This is a genomic window from Embleya sp. NPDC020630 (assembly GCF_044334985.1).
In the GTDB taxonomy this organism is placed as follows: Bacteria; Actinomycetota; Actinomycetes; order Streptomycetales; family Streptomycetaceae; genus Embleya.
This window is the reverse complement of record NZ_JBIRUB010000003.1, coordinates 660,685-678,286: the sequence shown is the minus strand read 5'-3', so window position 1 is coordinate 678,286 and position 17,602 is coordinate 660,685. Positions and strand designations below refer to the sequence as shown.

Here is a 17,602-nt window from a genome sequence, read left to right as displayed (position 1 = left end):
GTGCGTTACCTCTCCTTCACGCCTTTCGTCGTTTATCACCGTTATGTCACCGATCCCCACCTTCGTCGATCTTGTAGCCGAGGCTCTGCCCGAGCCCGAGCCCGAGCCCGAGCCCGAGCCCGAGCCCGAGCCCGAGCCCGAGCCCGGACCCGGCGGCCGCGGACCCGGGCCCGTCCGGGTCGAGCCCGGTGTGCGCGGCCAGGAAGGAGAGTGTGTCCGCGGTCAGTTCGACCGTGCGGGTGACCGAGCGGGCCGCGTGACCCACCTCTGCCTCGGCCCGCAGCAGCACCGGGCGCCCGCTCGTGGTCGCGTGTTGCAGGGCCGCGCACATCTTGCGCGCGTGCAGCGGATCCACCCGGCTGTCCCCGTCGAACACGGTGAACAGCACCGCCGGATACGCCACGCCCGGGCGCACGTGGTGATAGGGCGAGTAGCCCAGCAGCCAGTGCAGTTCCTCCGCCACCTCGGCGGTGCCGTACTCGTCGGACCACAACCGCCCCAGGCCGAAGCGCTCGTAGCGGACCATGTCGAGCAGCGGCATCGAGCAGGCCACGGCCGCGTACAACTCGGGCCGCTGGGTGAGCGCGGCGCCGACGAGCAGTCCGCCGTTGGAGCCGCCGGACGCGGCGAGCCGGTCGGGTGTGGTCCACCCGCGGGCGACCAGGTGCTCCGCGGCGGCGTGGAAGTCGTCGAACACGTGTTGCTTGTGCCCCCGCATGCCCGCCCGATGCCACTGCTCGCCCTCCTCGCCGCCGCCGCGCAGGTTGGCGATCGCGTACACCCCGCCGGCCTCCACCCAGGCGAGCACACCCGCCGAGTAGGCGGGGCCGAGTGAGATGCCGAAGCCGCCGTACCCGTAGAGCACGGTGGGCCGGGGGCGGTCCGGTTCGGCGGTCGGCGCGATCACGAACACGCGCACGGTGGTGCCGTCGGCCGAGCGGTACGTCTCCTGGCGCACGTGTACGTCGGGCAGCGTCGCGGTCCCGGGAGCGGTGGCCCAGGTGTCGATCGCCCCCGTACGCGCGTCGTAGCGCAACACGGCCGACGGGGCGGTGTAGTCCGACCAGCCGAACCACGCCTCGTGTCCGCCCTCGGGGTGTTCGGCGAGGCCGCCGATGGATCCGGGCGAGCCGCCGGGCGTGCTCGGCCGGGCCAGCAACCGCCCGTCGGCCAGGTCGTACGCGGCCAGTTCGCCCACCGCGTGCCGGGTCCGAGCGACCAGCAGGGTCGGTCGGGGCGCCTGCGGTCCGTCCAGGATCGCGAAGCCCGTCAGCACCGCGTCCGGCTCCTCGGCGACCAGATCGCGCCAGCCTTCGGGCCCGGGCGAGGCCGGATCGGCCACGCACAGCCGGCCGCGCGGCGCGTCCAGGTCGGTGAACACGTACAGCCGCCCGTCGCGGCCCACCCGCACCCCGGTGAGCGCGTCCAGTCCCACGGTCACCGGTCGCAGTACCGGCCGCTCCGGCGGACCCGCGTGCAGATCGGCCAGCCACAGGTCGTTGCGCGGCGCGGTGCCCGAGGAGGAGGACACGTTCAGCCAGCGGCCGTCCCGACTGACCCCGACGCCGAAGTAGGTGCCCGGATCGGTGCCCGCGCCGAACACCTCGACGTCCTCGGCCGGATCCGTGCCGATCCGGTGCAGGTACACCCGGCGGTGGTGCTGCTCCTCACCCTCGGGCACCGCCTCCGGCGGCAGTCGGCGGACCAGGTAACACGCCTCGCCGCCGGGGAGCCAGGCGATCGAGGTGTCCCGCATCCGGTCGATCGGGCCCTCGATCCGGGTGCCGTCGGCGACGTCGAGCACGTACAGGCGCGACTCCTCGTCCCCACCGGTGGAGAGCAGATACGCCAGCCGGTCGCCCTCGTCGGAGGGCATCCACTGGTCGAGCGTGGTGGTGCCGCCGGGGTCGATCGCGATCGGATCCACCAACTCCCGCTCGCTCCCGTCCGGCTCGACCACGAACAACACGCCGTGCTCGCGCCCCGGGTCGCGGCGGACCAGGAAGTGCCGCCCGCCGCGCCAACAGGGCAGCCCCATCGACCCGGTGGCGAGCAGTTCGTCCAGGCGCGCCCGCAGCCGATCGCGTCCGGCCAGATGGTCCACATGGGCGTGGAACCACTCGTCCTGCGCGGCGGACCAGGCGCGGGTGGCCGGCGCGTCCGGGTCCTCCAGGGCACGATAGGGATCCGGTACGGGGCGCCCGAACAGCACGTCGACCGTGTCGCCACGGGCGGCGGCGGGGGCGCGGGGGGTCTCGAGGGGGGCGTGTTCCGCGGGCTGCACAGAGCGCGTCATGGGCGCACCCTAGACGCCCGCGTCCGTCGCGCGTTCGGGCGATGCGGACGGTCACCGATCCACCACGCGCGGCCACTCGTGCAGGTGAACGCTATGTGACCTTGTCGATTCCTGGTAGCGCGTGGGGTATCCCGCCATGGACACTGGAGGCCGATCGTCCCCGGCGCGAGCCACGCGCTGTCGGCGTCACAGGGAGGCATACGTGCCGCATTCGCTGGTCCTCAACGCGTCGTACGAGCCCCTGTGCGTGGTGCCCGTTCGCCGCGCACTGATCCTCGTGCTGAACGACAAGGCAATGTGCCTGGAAGAGACAGGCACCATCCTGCACAGCGCCACCACCGAGATTCCCGTACCCAGTGTCATCAGACTGACCCGTTTCGTCCGAATCCCCTTTCGGGGCCAGGTCCCGCTCACCCGCCGCGCGCTGTTCGCCCGCGACGGAGGGCGTTGTGTCTATTGCGGAAGCGCCGCCACCAGCGTCGACCACGTCGTCCCCCGCAGCCGCGGCGGCCGGCACACGTGGGACAACGTGGTCTCGGCGTGTCGTCGCTGCAATCACGTCAAGAGTGACCGCTACATCGCCGAACTGGGCTGGCGAATGCCGCGCCCACCGGCCCAACCCACCGGCCTGGCGTGGCGGATCCTCGGTACCGGGTTCCGCGATCCACGCTGGGAGCCCTACCTGGCGCCGTACGGTGCGCAGGAAGCGGGCTTCGACCATTTCGACCAGGTCGCGAGCGCCTAGACGGCGGCGGATTTCCTCAGGGGAGCCCGTCGCCGTTTGCGTTGGGGTGGGGCGCCGCGTTTCGCGGCGGCGCTGCGCTGCGACGGGTTCCCGCCGCATTTCGACGTGTGCCCGCGTCGCGGTCGGGTCCCGACACACCCGCTCGCGTCCGCGGCGAACACGCCGACAGCCGGGCCGTTCGGGTGCGATGCTCGCGGGCATGGAGGAACCACGCGTATCGCAGTTGTCTCCCGAATTGGTCCGGCTCGCCTCCGCGTTCGGGGTGGCCACGGAGTACGAGGGGTGGCGCGGCGAGGCGGTGCACGCCGCGCCCGAGACGGTGATAGCGGTGCTCGGCGCACTCGGGGTGGACGCGTCGACGCCCGAGGCGGCTCGGGCCGCGCTGGCGGCGCAGGACGAGTCGCGCCGGACCCGGCTGCTGCCTCCGGTGCTGGTGCTGCGCGCGGGCCGCGCGGCCGGCTTCACGGTCAACGTGCCGGCGGGGCACGGGGTCGAGTTGTGGATCGAACTGGAGGACGGTGGGATCCGGCGCGACATCGGTCCCGGCCCGGGGTCCGGCCCGCAGGGTGACCCGATCGGGGCCCACCGCGTCCCCGCCGACCTGCCGCTGGGCTGGCACACCCTGCACGCGCGCTGCTCGCCCGAGCCGGAGGAGTCGCTGGGCTCGGGCGGCGTGCCGAGCGCGAACGGCGAGGGGGTGTACGCGTCGTGCGCGATCGCGATCACCCCGACCGTGCTGCCCGTGCCGGCGGAGCGGGCGTGGGGCTACATGGTCCAGCTCTATTCGCTGCCCTCGCGCCGCTCGTGGGGCATCGGCGACCTGGCCGACCTGGCAGATCTGGCCACGTGGTCGGCGCGGGCGCAGGGGGCCGGGTTCGTACTGGTCAATCCGCTGCACGCGGCCTCGCCGGTGCCGCCGGTGGAGGCATCGCCATATCTGCCGGTGAGCCGTCGTTTTCCGGATCCGATGTACGTCCGGGTCGAGGCGGTGCCCGAGTTCGCGTATCTGAGCGCGGTCGAGCGGGCGGTCGCCGAGGAGTTGCGGGCCTCGGCGGGCGACGGGTCGGACGGTGCGGATCGGCTGGACCGGGACGCGGTCCGCACGGCCAAGCGGGCCGCGCTCGCGCTGGTGCACAAGGTGCCGCGGAGCCTGGGGCGCGACGCCGACTACCGGGCGTTCATCGCGCGTGAGGGCCAGTGGCTGACCGATTTCGCCACCTGGTGTGCGCTGGTCGAGGAGTACGGCCCGACCTGGCGCGACTGGCCCGAGGAACTGCACGACCCGGACTCGGCCGAGGTCGCCGCGGCGCGCGAACGGCTGGCCGGGACGGTCGACTTCCACCGCTGGACCCAGTGGGTGCTGGCCGATCAGCTGCGCGCCGCGCAGGAGGCCGCGACCCGGGCGGGCATGCCGGTGGGCGTGGTGCACGACCTCGCGGTGGGCGTGCACCCCGACGGGGCGGACGCGTGGGTGCTCGGCTCGGCCCGGGGCGGTGGGGTGCTGGCGCTCGGGGCGACGGGCGGGGCGCCGCCGGACGCGATGAACCAGATCGGGCAGGACTGGAACCAGCCGCCGTGGCATCCGCAGCGGTTGGCCGAGGCGGGCTATGCGCCGTACCGGGAACTGCTGCGCGCGGTCTTTCGGCACGCGGGCGCGGTGCGGGTGGACCACGTGCTCGGGCTGTTCCGGTTCTGGTGGGTGCCGAAGGGCAACAGCCCCGCCGAGGGCGCCTATGTGCGCTACGACCACGAGGCGATGGTCGGCATCCTGGCCCTGGAGGCGCATCGGGCGGGCGCGGTGGTGATCGGCGAGGACCTGGGCACGGTGGAGCCGTGGGTGCGTACGTACCTCGCCGAGCGCGGGATCCTGGGCACCTCGGTGTTGTGGTTCGAGCGCGACGACAAGGGCCGGCCGCTGCCGCCCGAGCAGTGGCGGGCGAGTTCGCTGGCCACGGTGACCACGCACGATCTGCCGCCCACCGCGGCCCGGCTCGCGGGGGAGCACATCGACCTGTGGGAGCGGCTGCACCTGCTGGTGCGGGACGTGGAGGTGGAGCGGGCCGAGGACGTGGCCGACCGTGAGCAGTGGCTCGAACTGTTGCGCCGGCGCGGGTATCTGCGGCCGGGCGCGGGCGAGCGGGAGACGGTTGAGGCGCTGCATCGGCTGCTCGCGGCCACGCCGTGCCGGCTGCTGGGGGTGTGGCTGCCGGACGGGGTGGGCGATCGCCGGCCGCAGAACCTGCCGGGCACCTCGAACGAGTATCCGAACTGGCTGCTGCCGGTTGCCGACGGCGAGGGGCGGCGGGTCTGTCTGGAGGACCTGCCGGTGGATCCCCGCGCGGTGTCGCTGGCGCGGGCGTTGCGGGGGCGCTAGGCGCTGTTCGGGCGGGCGGGGGATGGGCCGCCGCCGTACGTGCGGAAGCCGCCGAGTGGGCGTGGGCCCGGTCGGCGGCTTCGGCGGAGGGTCAGCGCTTCTTTTTGATGATGTCCGGAAGCATCACGAGGCCCGCGATGACCACGAACGCCAGGATCGGGATGCCGACGAAGACGGCCAGCGTCGTGCCGAGGCCCATGCTTGCGCCGGGCTCGTCGCCGTCGTCGCGGATGTTCGCGAAGGCGGGCGTCGAGATCAGCGACATGAGCGTGACTACGGCCGATACGGCCCCGGCGCGAAGTGCGTTCCTGTTCACCACGGGGGTTACGGTACCGGGTCGGTGCGGTGGGGTGCGCACCGGGTTGACCCTTTCGGGGTGGGCCGACCTCCGGTCCGGTGGCCTCAAGCGCCGGCCGGGCTGTGTGGCCTCAAGCGCCGGCCGGGCTGTGTGGCCTCAAGCGCCGGCCGGGCTGAGTGGCCTCAAGCGCCGGCCGGGCTGTTTGTGACTGGTGGGCTGGTTTTCGGCCCGGCCGGTGTTTGAGGGTGGCGGGTTGCAGGGCGGTCTGCCCTGGCTGGTGGGGTCTGGGGCGGTCCGTCCCGTGTCGGCGGGGTGCTGGGGTGTCTGCTTTTTGTCAGTTGGTGTCTCGGGCTTGGGCTCGGAGGCTTCGGGCTACGCCGTCCCGGCTTTCGAGGACCAGGCGGCGGAGGCCGGCCGGGTGGTCTGCGGAGGCCAGCCAGGCGTCTGTGCGGTTGAGGGTGTCTTCGGTGACCTGGAGGGTCGGGTAGAGGCCGATGACGATCTGTTGGGCGATTTCGTTGGTGCGAGTGGCCCAGACGTTGGCGATCGCGTCGAAGTAGCGTTCCGTGTAGTCGGCGAGCAGGTCTCGTTGGGCGGGTTGGACGAAGCCGCCGATCACCGCCGCCTGGGTGGCGTTGGGGAGGGTGTCGGATTCGACCACCGCCGCCCATGCCGCGTCCTTGGCCTCGGTGGTCGGGCGGGCCGCGCGGGCCGCTTCCGCGTAGCGCCGGCCGGCCGCGGTGGAGTCGCGCTCCAATTCGGCCAGTACGTCGGCCTCGCTCGCCCCGCCCGTCGCGGACAGCCGCAGCAGCAGCGTCCAGCGCAGGTCCGGGTCGATCGCCAGGCCCTCGATCGTCTCGGTGCCGTCGAGCAGGCCGCGCAGGATCGCCAGGTGGTCCGGTCGTGCGGCCACCGTCGCCAGGCAGCGGGTCCAGGCCAGCTGGTGGTCGCTGCCCGGCTCGGCCGCCCGCAGGAACCGCTCCGCCGCGACCGCGAGTTCGGCCAGCGAGCGCTCGCGGTGCGCCGGGTCGACGTACAGCTCCAACGCGCTGGTGACCTGGCGCTGGAGCGACTGGACGATGTTGATGTCCCGCTCGCCGCCCGCGCCGGCCAGGACCAGCCTGAGGTAGTCGCTCGCCGCCATCTCCGCGTCGCGCGTCATGTCCCACGCCGCGGCCCAGCACAACGCGCGCGGCAGCGGCTCGACGAACTCGCCGATCGCCTCGGTGACGCAGGCCAGCGACTGCTCGTCGAGCCGGATCTTGGTGTACGTCAGGTCGTCGTCGTTGAGCAGCACCACGTCCGGCCGGGCGCGCCCGACCAGTTCCGCGACCTCGGTGCGCGCGCCGGCGATGTCCAGCTCCAGCCGGTGGGTGCGCACCAGGCCCGCGTCGGTGCGGTCGTAGAAGCCGATCGCGATGCGGTGCGAGCGCAGCGTCGGCCACGCCTCCGGGGCCTCCTGGAGCACCGCGAAGGAGGTGATCACACCGTCCGGGCCGAGCGAGATCTCGGGCCGCAGCGTGTTCACGCCCGCGGTCTCCAGCCACTCGCGCGACCACGCCTTCAGGTCCCGGCCGGAGGTCTGCTCCAGCGCGCCGAGCAGGTCGGCCAGCCGGCTGTTGCCCCACGCGTGCTTCTTGAAGTAGGCCCGCACACCGGCGAAGAAGTTCTCGCTGCCGACGTAGGCGACCAACTGCTTGAGCACCGAGGCGCCCTTGGCGTAGGTGATGCCGTCGAAGTTGACCTCGACGTCCTCCAGATCCCGGATGTCGGCGAAGATCGGGTGGGTGGACGGCAATTGGTCCTGCCGGTAGGCCCACGTCTTCATCTTGTTGCCGAACGTGGCCCACGCGTGCGACCAGCGGGTCACCTCGGCCTGGCAGCGTACCGACGCGTAGGTGGCGAACGACTCGTTCAGCCACAGGTCGTCCCACCACTGCATGGTGACCAGGTCGCCGAACCACATGTGCGCCAGCTCGTGCAGGATGGTCTCGGCCCGCGTCTCGTAGGACGCGTCGGTGACCTTGGAGCGGAAGACGTAGTCCTCCAGGATCGTCACGCAGCCCGCGTTCTCCATCGCGCCCGCGTTGTACTCCGGCACGAAGAGCTGGTCGTACTTCCCGAACGGGTACGGGAAGTCGAACTGGCCCAGGAAGTAGTCGAAGCCCTGCTTGGTGACGTCGAAGATGGCGTCCGCGTCCAGGTGCGGCGCGAGCGAGGAGCGGCAGTACACGCCGAGCGGCACCACGGTGCCGTCGGCGGCGGTGTAGCTGTCGTGGGCCGCGTGGTAGTGGCCCGCGACCAGCGCGGTGATGTAGGTGGAGATCCGCGGGGTCGGCTCGAACGCCCACACCGAGGCGCCGTCGGTGCCCGCCGTCGGCTCGGGGGTGGGCGAGCAGGAGACCACCCGCCACTCGCTCGGCGCGGTGATGGTGAACGCGAACGTGGCCTTGAGGTCGGGCTGTTCGAAGTTGGCGAACACCCGGCGGGCGTCGGCCACCTCGAACTGGGTGTAGAGGTAGGTCTTGCCGTCGACCGGGTCGACGAAGCGGTGCAGGCCCTCGCCGGTGTTCATGTAGGCGCAGGACGCCACCACGCGCAGCTCGTTGCTCTCGGCCAGGTCGGCGAGCGCGATCCGGCTGTCCGCGAACACCGCGTCGACGTCGAGCGCCTTGCCGTTGAGGGTGATCTCGTGCACCTCGGGGGCGATCAGATCGACGAAGGTCGCCGCGCCGGGCTCGGTACACCCGAACCGCACCACGGTCGTGGACGGGAACGTCGCCCCGGTGCCGGTCAGGTCGAGGGTGACGTCGTACGAGTCGACGGTGAGGATCCGGGCCCGCTCGCGGGCCTCGTCACGCGTCAGGTTGGTACCGGGCACGCTGCGCTCCTTGTGGGATGGGCGCCGCCGGGATCGGCGGCCGACGGATCGGACCCCGCCGCGGTCGGCGGCGGGGTCCGGGAGGGACTTCAGTTGCGCCGGTCGCGCCCGCGCGCTCGGAGGGCGCGGGCCACGTCGTCGCGGCATTCCAGGACCAGGCGGCGCAGGGCCGGCACCGGTTCGGCGGCGGCCAGCCAGTCGTCGGTGCGGCGCAACGTGTCGGGGTCGATCCGGCCCGACGGGTACAGGCCGACCACGATGCGCCGCGCGATCTCGATCGAGCGGTCCTGCCAGACCGGCGCCAGGGCGGCGAAGTAGCGGTCGACGTACGGCTCGGTCAGCTCCTCCTGGCCGGCGGTGGCGAAGCCGGCGATCACCGCGCCGAGTGTGGCGTTGGGCAATTCGTCGGTCTCCACCGCCAGGCGCCACGCCTCGGCCTTGGCCTCGGCGGTGGGCCGTGCGGCGCGGCACTCGATCGCGTGCCGCCGGCCGGCGGCGGTGCCGTCGCGGTCGAGTTCGGCGGCGATCTCGGGCTCGTCGGCGGCGCCGCCCGCGCACAGCGCGCGCAACATCGCCCAGCGCAGCTCGGTGTCCATGGCCAGCCCGGGGATCTCCTGTGCGCCGGACAGCAGCTCGCGCAGGAAGGCGAGTTCGTCGGGCGTCGCGGACGCCGAGGCCAGGCAGCGGGCCCAGGCCAGCTGGTGGTCGCCGCCGGCAGGCGCGGCCCGCAGCTCGTCGGCGGCGCCGCTCGCGAGCCGGTGCAGCGCCTCGGCCCGGAACTCCGGGTCGGTGTAGTGGTCCAGGCCGGTCTTGACCTGGGTGTGCAGCTTCTGCACCACGCCCACGTCGCTCTCCCGACCCGCGTGCCGCAGCACCAGGTCCAGGTAGTCGCGGGCGGACAGCTCGCCGTCGCGGGTCATGTCCCACGCCGCGCCCCAGCACAGGGCGCGGGCCAGCGAGGATTCGATCGTGCCGAGCGAGTCGAGCAGCGCCCGCCACGACTCGGGGTCGAAGCGCACCTTCGCGTAGGTGAGGTCGTCGTCGTTGAGCAGGATCAGCGGGGTGCGGACACGGCCGACCAGTGCCGGTACCTCGGTGCGCTCGCCGACCACGTCCACCTCGACCCGGGCGACGCGCTCGGCGCCGTTGTACAGGCCGATCGCGATCCGGTGCGGGCGCAGTGTCGGGAAGCCCGGCGCGGCCTCCTGGAGCACGGCGAAGGAGGTGATCACCCCGGCGGCGTCGGTCTCGATCTCCGGCCGCAGCGTATTGACGCCGGAGGTCTCCAGCCAGTCCGCCGACCACGACTTCAGGTCCCGGCCGGAGGTCTCCTCCAGGGCGGTGAGGAAGTCGGCGAGGGTGGTGTTGCCCCAGGCGTGCGTGCGGAAGTAGGACCGGGCGCCCGCGAAGAACTCGTCCTCGCCGACGTAGGCGACCAGCTGCTTGAGCACCGAGGCGCCCTTGGCGTAGGTGATCCCGTCGAAGTTGAGCTTGGCGTCCTCCAGGTCGTTGATCACCGCCACGATCGGGTGGGTGGTGGGCAACTGGTCCTGGCGATACGCCCAGTCCTTGCGGCGGGCGGCGAAGCTGGTCCAGGCGTCGGTCCAGCGGGTCGCCGCGCCCTGCGAGTAGGAGCCCATGAAGTCCGCGAAGGACTCCTTCAGCCACAGGTCGTCCCACCAGCGCGGGGTGACCAGGTCGCCGAACCACATGTGCGCCATCTCGTGCAGGAGCACGTTGGCGCGGCCCTCGTACGCGGAGTCGGTGACCTTGGAGCGGAAGACGTATTCCTCGGTGAAGGTGACCGCGCCCGGATTCTCCATCGCGCCGAGGTTGTACTCGGGCACGAAGAGCTGGTCGTACTTCCCGAACGGGTAGGGGAAGTCGAACCGGTCGTGGAACAGGTCCAGGCCCTGCTTGGTGACCGCGAAGATCTCCTCGTGGTCGAACGACTCGGCCAGCGAAGCGCGGCAGAAGCCGCCGAGCGGGACGACCAGGCCGGCGTCGCTCGTGTAGGTGTCGAAGACCGCGTGGTACGGACCGGCGACTATCGCGGTCAGGTAGGTGGAGATCCGCGGCGTCGGGGCGAAGTCCCAGCGAGCGACCCCCTCGCGGACCGGCTCCGGCTCCGGGGTGGTCGAGTTCGACACCACCCGCCAGTCGGCCGGCGCGGTGATCGAGAACCGGAACGAGGCCTTGAGGTCGGGCTGCTCGAAGTTGGCGAACACCCGGCGCGAGTCGGCCGGTTCGTACTGGGTGTAGAGGTAGATCCGATCGTCGACCGGGTCGACGAAGCGGTGCAGACCCTCGCCGGTGCGGCTGTAGGCGCAGGAGGCGAGTACGCGCAGTTCGTTGGCGCCCTCGACGAGATCGGTCAGCAGCACGCGAGTGCCGTCGAAGACCTCGGCGGGATCGAGTACACGGCCGTTGAGCACGACCTCGTGTACCTCCGGGGCGAGCAGGTCCACGAACGTGGCCGCACCCGCCTCTCGGCATCCGAAACGGAGCACCGTCTCGGAGTGGAACGTCTCCGTGCTGTCGGTGCTGACGTCGAGCCTGACGTCGTAGTCCTCGACGCTCAGGATCCGGGCCCGCTCGCGGGCCTCCTCGCGGGTCAGGTTCCTGCCGGGCACTGGATCACTCCCTGGTTGGCTGCGGTCCCGGCGATCCTTTCACGGCGCGGGGGCGCCTGTCGGCCCGGTTGTTCGGGAATGGCGCACCGCGGTCGCCCGTTGCACAGTCGACGCCGGCCGTGCGGACGCCGGTATGTCCGCACGGCGCTTCGTCGTCGGCCGGGCGTACCGCATCGCGAACCAGGCGGCATCAGGCGGTACCAGGCAGCACCTTGCACGACCAGAGACTGTGCACGACCAGAGATCAGGACCGAGAGGAACCCCGCAGTGACCACCAAGGACAACGGCTCCGCCCGCGACGTCGCGCACTTCTGGTTCGACCCGCTGTGTCCGTGGGCGTGGATGACCTCGCGCTGGATGCTCGAGGTGGAGAAGATCCGCCCCGTGGACGTGCAGTGGCACGTGATGAGCCTGTCGGTGCTCAACAGCGGTCGGGACGACATACCCGAGGCATACAAGGAGATGCTGGAGCGCGGCTGGGGCCCGGTGCGGGTGTGCATCGCCGCCGAGCAGCGATTCGGCAACGAGGTACTGCTGCCGCTGTACACGGCGCTGGGCACCCGTCGGCACCCGGGCGGCGAGGAGTTCTCGCGCGAGATGATCGAGGCGGCGCTGACCGAGGCCGGGCTGCCCACCGATCTCGCCGACGCGGCCGACTCGACCGAGTACGACGAGGCGCTGATCAAGTCGCACCACGACGGCATGGACCGGGTGGGCATGGACGTCGGCACCCCGGTGATCAGCGTCAACGGCGTGTCCTTCTTCGGCCCGGTGGTGACCCCGGCGCCCAAGGGCGAGGACGCGGGCCGGCTGTGGGACGGTGTGGTGCTGGTCGCGGGCACTCCCGGCTTCTTCGAGATCAAGCGCACTCGGGACCAGGGGCCGATCTTCGACTGACGATCCGGCCGGGCCGGGATCGGCGGTTCGCACCGCCGCCGGCGGTTTCGACTGACCGGATGAAACCTGTCGATTCCGGCTCGCCATCGACTACAAAGTAAAACAAAGCTAATTAATCTGGATAAATGACGGCTCCGGAACGCCAGAGCAGTGTGATCCACACCTCCCGAACCGGGCGGCCGGATCCGCGCACACCCAACGGCAACGCCCCCTACGCGTCGCGCATGCCCCGGTGGCGCGATCGCGTCCTGGCCGTGGGGCTGCGCGCGCTGGTCCCGCTGTGGCGGTTGGTGGGGCTGCGGACCGGCGCCGCCTCGCTGCGGCACTACCTGGTCGGCCGCGGCGCGCCGTTCGTGATCGACCCGGCCCTGCCGCTGCGGGCCAAGCCGTTTCGCCGCGCGGCGCTCACCCACTTCGAGGAGTGGTGGGCGCTCGCGGCGATCCGCTGGCACGACAGCGAGGGCACGGAGAGCGTCTTCGAGACCACCACGCACTGGCACGGGGTGCTCATCCGCCGCGCGGACGACATCGACTGGTGGCTGGCGATGCGCGGTCTGCAGTACCGGATCACCGGCCGGATCGAGGTGTTGCCCGGGACGACCGCGCTCCCGGGCTCGCCGGTGTTGCCCGACGTGCGGCTGGTGTACCGGGTGGAGGTGTACAAGGACTGGGGTTTCGACAAGGACAAGGACGAGTACGGGATGTCGTTCACCCCGCTCGCCCGCCTGCACGAGGTGGGCCTGGCCCGGGAGTTCCCGGTGACCGGACACAGCGGCGAACTGGTGTGGACCTCGAACGGTCCGACGGGCTGACCGGCGCGGCCGGCGGCGCGGGACCGCTCGGGCCGGTCGCGGGGGCGCTCGGGTCGGCGCTGGGGATCGTATCCGTGTCGCCGTACGCTCGGGGGAGGTCACCAGCGGCGAACGGCGAGGAGTCCGGCGGCATGAGCAAGGCTTACGACACGATCTACATCGACGGCGCGTGGACGGCGCCCTCGTCCACCGAGACCATCGACGTCGTCGACCCGGGCACCGAACAGGTCGTGGCGACGGTGCCGCAGTGCACACCCGCCGACGTGGACCTGGCCGTGGCCGCGGCCAGGCGCGCCTTCCCCGGCTGGGCCGCCACCGCCCCGGCCGAGCGGGCCGCGCTGCTGACCAAGGCCCGGGACCTGCTCGCGGAGCGCACGGACGCGATGGCCGAGGTGATCACCGAGGACATGGGCGCGCCGGCGTGGCTGGCCTCGCGGGTGCAGGTCGGCCTGCCGCTGACGGTGCTCGCGAGCTACATCGCGCTCGCCGAGGAGTTTCCGTGGGAGGAGCAGGCCGGGACCTCGCTGGTGGTGCGCGAACCGGTCGGCGTGGTCGGCGCGATCACCCCGTGGAACTACCCGCTGCACCAGATCACCAACAAGCTCGCCCCGGCGCTGATCGCGGGCTGCACCGTGGTGGTCAAGGCCAGCGAGGTGGCGCCGCAGGCCGCGCACCTGTTCTTCGAGATCCTGCACGACGCGGGTTTCCCGCCGGGTGTGGTGAACCTGGTCTCCGGCACCGGTCCGGTGGTGGGCGAGGCGATCGCGTCCCACCCGGACGTGGACATGGTCTCGTTCACCGGCTCGACCCGGGCCGGCACCCGGGTGTCGGAGCTGGCGTCGGCGACGATCAAGCGGGTCGCGCTCGAACTCGGCGGCAAGTCCGCCAATGTGATCCTGCCGGGCACCGACCTGGACAAGGCGGTTCGGGCGGGCGTCGACGGCGCGTTTCGCAACAGCGGTCAGACGTGCAGCGCGCTGACCCGGATGCTGGTGCACCGCGACGACCTGCCGCGCGCGGTCGAGCTGGCCACCGCCGCCGCCGAGGCGTCGGCACAGCGGCTCGGCCCGCTGGTCAACGCGACCCAGTTCGAGCGGGTGCGCGGCTACATCGCCAAGGGGCTGGCCGAGGGGGCGACGCTGGCCACGGGCGGTGCGGAGCTGCCCGAGGGGGTCGAGGTCGGCTACCACGTGCGGCCCACCGTGTTCACCGACGTCACCCCCGAGATGACCATCGCGCGCGAGGAGATCTTCGGGCCGGTGTTGTCGATCATGGCCTACGACACCGAGGAGGAGGCCGAGCGGATCGCCAACGACACCCCGTACGGCCTGTCCGGCGCGGTGTGGGCGCCGACCCAGGAGGCGGCGGTGGCGTTCGCGCGCCGGCTGCGTACCGGGCAGGTGGAGATCAACGGCGGCGCGTTCAACCCGATCGCGCCGTTCGGGGGGTACAAGCAGTCGGGCAACGGGCGCGAACTGGGGCGCCACGGCCTGGAGGAGTACCTGGAGGTCAAAGCGCTGCAGTTCTGAGGCGCCGCGCTTGCGAAGCGCCGGAATTCCCGGGCGTTGCGGTAGCGGTGGGTCGTTTCGGTGGTGTTCGACAAAGTGCGGATCCGTACGTTGTCGGGCACCACTGTGACCGCTCGATGTCCGATTGGTTAAGTTCACAGGGTCCCGCAACACAAGAGTGTGGAGTCCGCTGTGAGCACTGCCCTTCTCGATGCGCGCCGCCCCGTTCTGGCCGACCTCGTCCCGGCCCGCGTCTTTCGCGGCGCGGCCGTTCGTGACGCCGCGCTGATCGTCGGCGCGTCCGCGTTCGTCGGCCTCGCCGCCCAGATCTCCGTCCCGGTGCCCGGCTCGCCGGTGCCGGTGACCGGCCAGACCTTCGCCGTCCTGCTCGCCGGCAGCGCGCTCGGCGCCTGGCGCGGGCTCGCCGCGATGGTGCTCTACCTGGGCCTGGGCGCGGCCGGGATGCCCTGGTTCGCGGAGGGCACCTCCGGGACCGGATTCCCGACCCTGGGCTACGTGTTCGGCATGGTGCTCGCGGCGGCCGTGGCCGGCTTCCTGGCCCAGCGCGGCACCGACCGCAGCCCGCTGCGCACCGCCGGCACGATGCTCCTCGGCAACGCGGTGATCTACGCGGCGGGCCTCACCTACCTCGCGCACGACCTGGGCATCTCGATGTCGCAGGCGTACGAGATCGGCATGCGCAACTACCTCTTCGGCGACGCGGTCAAGATCGCGCTGGCGATGGCGCTGCTGCCCAGCGCCTGGAAGCTGGTCGGCCGGCGCGGCTGACGCCTCGTCACGCGTTTCGGACGCCGGAAGTCGAAAGCCCGGGCCCCGTTTCCCACACATGGGAATCGGGGTCCGGTTTTCTTTGGCGAAGCACGCCCGGGGACGCCTAACCTCGTGTCATGAGACCGGGGGCAAGCAAGCGCATCGCCGTCAGCGGGACCGTCGTCGCCTTCCTCCTCGTGGCCGGCCTGGGCAACCAGTGGGTCTTCAAGGAGGCGTGGAAGGAGAGCAGCGATCGCGACAAGTGGTACACCACGCTGCTGCGCATCGTCGGCTATCCGCTGTGGATCGTGGATCGGGACGAACTGGGCGACGAGTTCGGCGAGACCTTCACCACCCGCTACGTCACCGCCGGATTCGTCGGCTTCGCGCTGCTGCTCGTGGCGGTCGCCGCGGTGCTCGCGCTCGGTGCGCGGGGTCTGGGCGAACGGTCCGGCGGGTTCACCGCGTTCGTCGTCGGCTGGTTCTCGCTGGTGTTCGGCGGCGCCGTGAACGGACTGACCGTGGTCGCCATCGCCAACGACGAGGAGGTGACCATCTCCGAGGGCTCCGGCTTCGACCGGGTCATGGCCAACGCGCAGGCCGGGGCCTACTTCGGCGTCGTCCTCGGTTGGCTGGTCGGTCTGGCGGCGGTGGCCGCCTACCGGTCGGCGGCGAGCTTCGGGCCGCCCGCCTCGCCGCTGTCACCGGGTGGATACGGCCCGCCCTTCGGCTACGGCGCCCCGCCCGCCTCCGGCCACCCCGGCTACGGCGCGCAGTCGCCCTACGACGCGCCGACCACCATCCGTCCGGCCGGGCCGCCGCCCACCGCGCCGCCGCGGCCGACCGGTGCGCCGGACACGCCACCCGGTGGATACCGGCCCTGAGGGGACGTTCGGGACCGGGCCTGAGAGACTGCGCCCCATGCGCGTTTACCTCGGCTCCGACCATGCCGGCTACGACCTCAAGCAGCACCTCATCGCGTGGCTCGACGCCAACGGCCACGAGGCCGTCGACTGCGGCCCGGCCGTGCAGGCCGACTCCTACGACTACCCCGTGTACTGTCTGCGCGCCGGCGAGCGCGTCGCGGCCGACCCCGGCAGCCTGGGCGTTGTCCTCGGCGGCTCCGGCAACGGCGAGGCGATCGCGGCGAACAAGGTCAAGGGGGTGCGCTGCGCCCTGGTGTGGAGCGAGGAGACCGCGTCGCTGGCCCGCGAGCACAACAACGCGAACGTGATCTCGATGGGCGCGCGCATGCACACTCTCGACGACGCGACCAAGTTCCTCGAGGTCTTCGTGAACACCCCGTACAGCGAGGCCGAGCGGCACACCCGGCGGATCTCCATGCTGACCAAGTACGAGAACACCGGCGAGCTGCCGGCCCTGCCGTAGCCCGCGCCCCGTACCCCGCACCTCCCGCCGCCCCCGATCGGTCCGTCCGGTCGGGGGCGGCCGCGTGTCGGTGCGGGTCGGTAGCGTGGAGGGCGACACACCGCCCGTGTCCCCATCCGTCGCAGCGCTGGAGGCCGCGTGCCCGAGGGCCACACCATTCACCGTCTCGCCGCCGAGCACCGGGAGCGTTTCGCCGACGTGCCGCTGCGGCTGAGCAGTCCGCAGGGGCGCTTCGCGGAGAGCGCCGCGCTGCTCGACGGGGAGCGTCTGGTGGATACCGACGCGCACGGGAAGCACCTGTTCCTGGAGTTCCCCGGCGAGCGTTTCGTGCATGTGCACCTGGGCCTTTACGGACAGTTCTCCTTCGGCGAGGGCGAGAAATTGCCGGAGCCGGTCGGCCAGGTCCGGCTGCGGATGGCCGCGAAGGTGCCCGGCGGGGCGAGCTGGGCCGATCTGCGCGGACCGACCGCGTGCCGGCTCCTGGAGCGGGCCGAGAAGGACGCGGTGCACGCCCGGCTCGGCCCCGATCCGCTGCGCGAGGACGCCGACCCGGCCGCGGCCTGGCGGCGCATCGAGCGCAGCGCGAAGCCGATCGGCGCGCTGCTGATGGAGCAGGACGTCCTCGCCGGTGTGGGCAACGTCTACCGCGCCGAGGTGCTGTTCCGCTTCGGAGTGGACCCCAAGCTGCCGGGCAAACGGCTGGCGCGGGCCACCTGGGACGCGATGTGGGCCGACCTGGTGCTGCTGATGCACGAGGGGGTGCGGCTGGGCCGGATCGACACGGTGCGGCCCGAGCACACCCCCGAGGCGATGGGTCGCGAGCCGCGCAAGGACGACCACGGCGGCGAGGTGTACGTCTACCGGCGCACCGACGCGCCCTGCCTGATCTGTGAAACCCCGGTGCGGACCGCCGAGTTGGTCGGGCGGAATCTGTTCTGGTGCCCCACCTGCCAGCCGTCGGCGTAACCTCCGGTTGGTTCCCGTTCGGTAGTGTCGCG

Annotated in this window: 13 protein-coding genes; 9 read left to right on the top strand and 4 right to left on the bottom strand. The window is 72.0% G+C overall.

Translation table 11 applies throughout. The features are described 5' to 3' along the window. Positions 1-46: 46 nt before the first annotated feature. A complete protein-coding gene (locus tag ACH4XV_RS14390; protein WP_395789561.1) occupies positions 47-2,296 on the bottom strand; it encodes a prolyl oligopeptidase family protein in 2,250 nt (749 codons plus the stop codon). A gap of 202 nt (positions 2,297-2,498) precedes the next feature. Between ACH4XV_RS14390 and ACH4XV_RS14385 the strand changes: the two genes are divergently transcribed. Both ACH4XV_RS14385 and malQ read left to right on the top strand, forming a co-directional pair. Beyond that, a complete protein-coding gene (locus ACH4XV_RS14385; RefSeq protein WP_380002897.1) occupies positions 2,499-3,041 on the top strand; it encodes an HNH endonuclease in 543 nt (180 codons plus the stop codon). A gap of 199 nt (positions 3,042-3,240) precedes the next feature. Further along, positions 3,241-5,415 (top strand): 4-alpha-glucanotransferase, encoded by a 2,175-nt coding sequence (gene malQ / locus ACH4XV_RS14380; RefSeq protein ID WP_395789559.1) that lies wholly within the window; start codon positions 3,241-3,243, stop codon positions 5,413-5,415. 91 nt (positions 5,416-5,506) lie between these two features. Here malQ and ACH4XV_RS14375 read toward each other — a convergent pair whose 3' ends face one another. The 3 genes from ACH4XV_RS14375 to pepN (ACH4XV_RS14365) all read right to left on the bottom strand — a co-directional run bounded on the left by ACH4XV_RS14375 (position 5,507) and on the right by pepN (ACH4XV_RS14365) (position 11,227). Next, positions 5,507-5,734: a hypothetical protein gene (locus tag ACH4XV_RS14375; protein ID WP_395789557.1), complete on the bottom strand. Its 228-nt coding sequence runs from the start codon at positions 5,732-5,734 to the stop codon at positions 5,507-5,509. 313 nt (positions 5,735-6,047) lie between these two features. Next, positions 6,048-8,594 (bottom strand): aminopeptidase N, encoded by a 2,547-nt coding sequence (gene pepN / locus ACH4XV_RS14370; RefSeq protein ID WP_395789555.1) that lies wholly within the window; start codon positions 8,592-8,594, stop codon positions 6,048-6,050. 89 nt (positions 8,595-8,683) lie between these two features. Beyond that, positions 8,684-11,227, bottom strand: coding sequence for an aminopeptidase N (gene pepN, locus ACH4XV_RS14365; protein ID WP_395789553.1), 2,544 nt, complete (start codon positions 11,225-11,227; stop codon positions 8,684-8,686). A 267-nt stretch (positions 11,228-11,494) separates the two neighbouring features. Between pepN (ACH4XV_RS14365) and ACH4XV_RS14360 the strand changes: the two genes are divergently transcribed. From ACH4XV_RS14360 to ACH4XV_RS14330, 7 genes are all read left to right on the top strand, one after another. Then, positions 11,495-12,124, top strand: coding sequence for a disulfide bond formation protein DsbA (locus ACH4XV_RS14360; protein WP_380029062.1), 630 nt, complete (start codon positions 11,495-11,497; stop codon positions 12,122-12,124). A 125-nt stretch (positions 12,125-12,249) separates the two neighbouring features. Continuing rightward, positions 12,250-12,936 carry a hypothetical protein gene (locus tag ACH4XV_RS14355; protein ID WP_395789551.1) on the top strand — a complete coding sequence of 229 codons (687 nt, stop codon included), beginning with the start codon at positions 12,250-12,252 and terminating at the stop codon, positions 12,934-12,936. Positions 12,937-13,067: 131 nt separating this feature from the next. Next, positions 13,068-14,465 carry an aldehyde dehydrogenase family protein gene (locus ACH4XV_RS14350; protein ID WP_395789549.1) on the top strand — a complete coding sequence of 466 codons (1,398 nt, stop codon included), beginning with the start codon at positions 13,068-13,070 and terminating at the stop codon, positions 14,463-14,465. Between the two features lie 171 nt (positions 14,466-14,636). Then, positions 14,637-15,233: a biotin transporter BioY gene (locus ACH4XV_RS14345; RefSeq protein WP_380002908.1), complete on the top strand. Its 597-nt coding sequence runs from the start codon at positions 14,637-14,639 to the stop codon at positions 15,231-15,233. Positions 15,234-15,352: 119 nt separating this feature from the next. Continuing rightward, positions 15,353-16,099: a hypothetical protein gene (locus tag ACH4XV_RS14340; protein WP_395789547.1), complete on the top strand. Its 747-nt coding sequence runs from the start codon at positions 15,353-15,355 to the stop codon at positions 16,097-16,099. A 37-nt stretch (positions 16,100-16,136) separates the two neighbouring features. After that, positions 16,137-16,604 carry a ribose-5-phosphate isomerase gene (locus ACH4XV_RS14335; RefSeq protein ID WP_126642621.1) on the top strand — a complete coding sequence of 156 codons (468 nt, stop codon included), beginning with the start codon at positions 16,137-16,139 and terminating at the stop codon, positions 16,602-16,604. Between the two features lie 138 nt (positions 16,605-16,742). Further along, positions 16,743-17,570 carry an Fpg/Nei family DNA glycosylase gene (locus tag ACH4XV_RS14330; protein WP_395789545.1) on the top strand — a complete coding sequence of 276 codons (828 nt, stop codon included), beginning with the start codon at positions 16,743-16,745 and terminating at the stop codon, positions 17,568-17,570. The last annotated feature ends 32 nt before the right edge of the window (positions 17,571-17,602 follow it).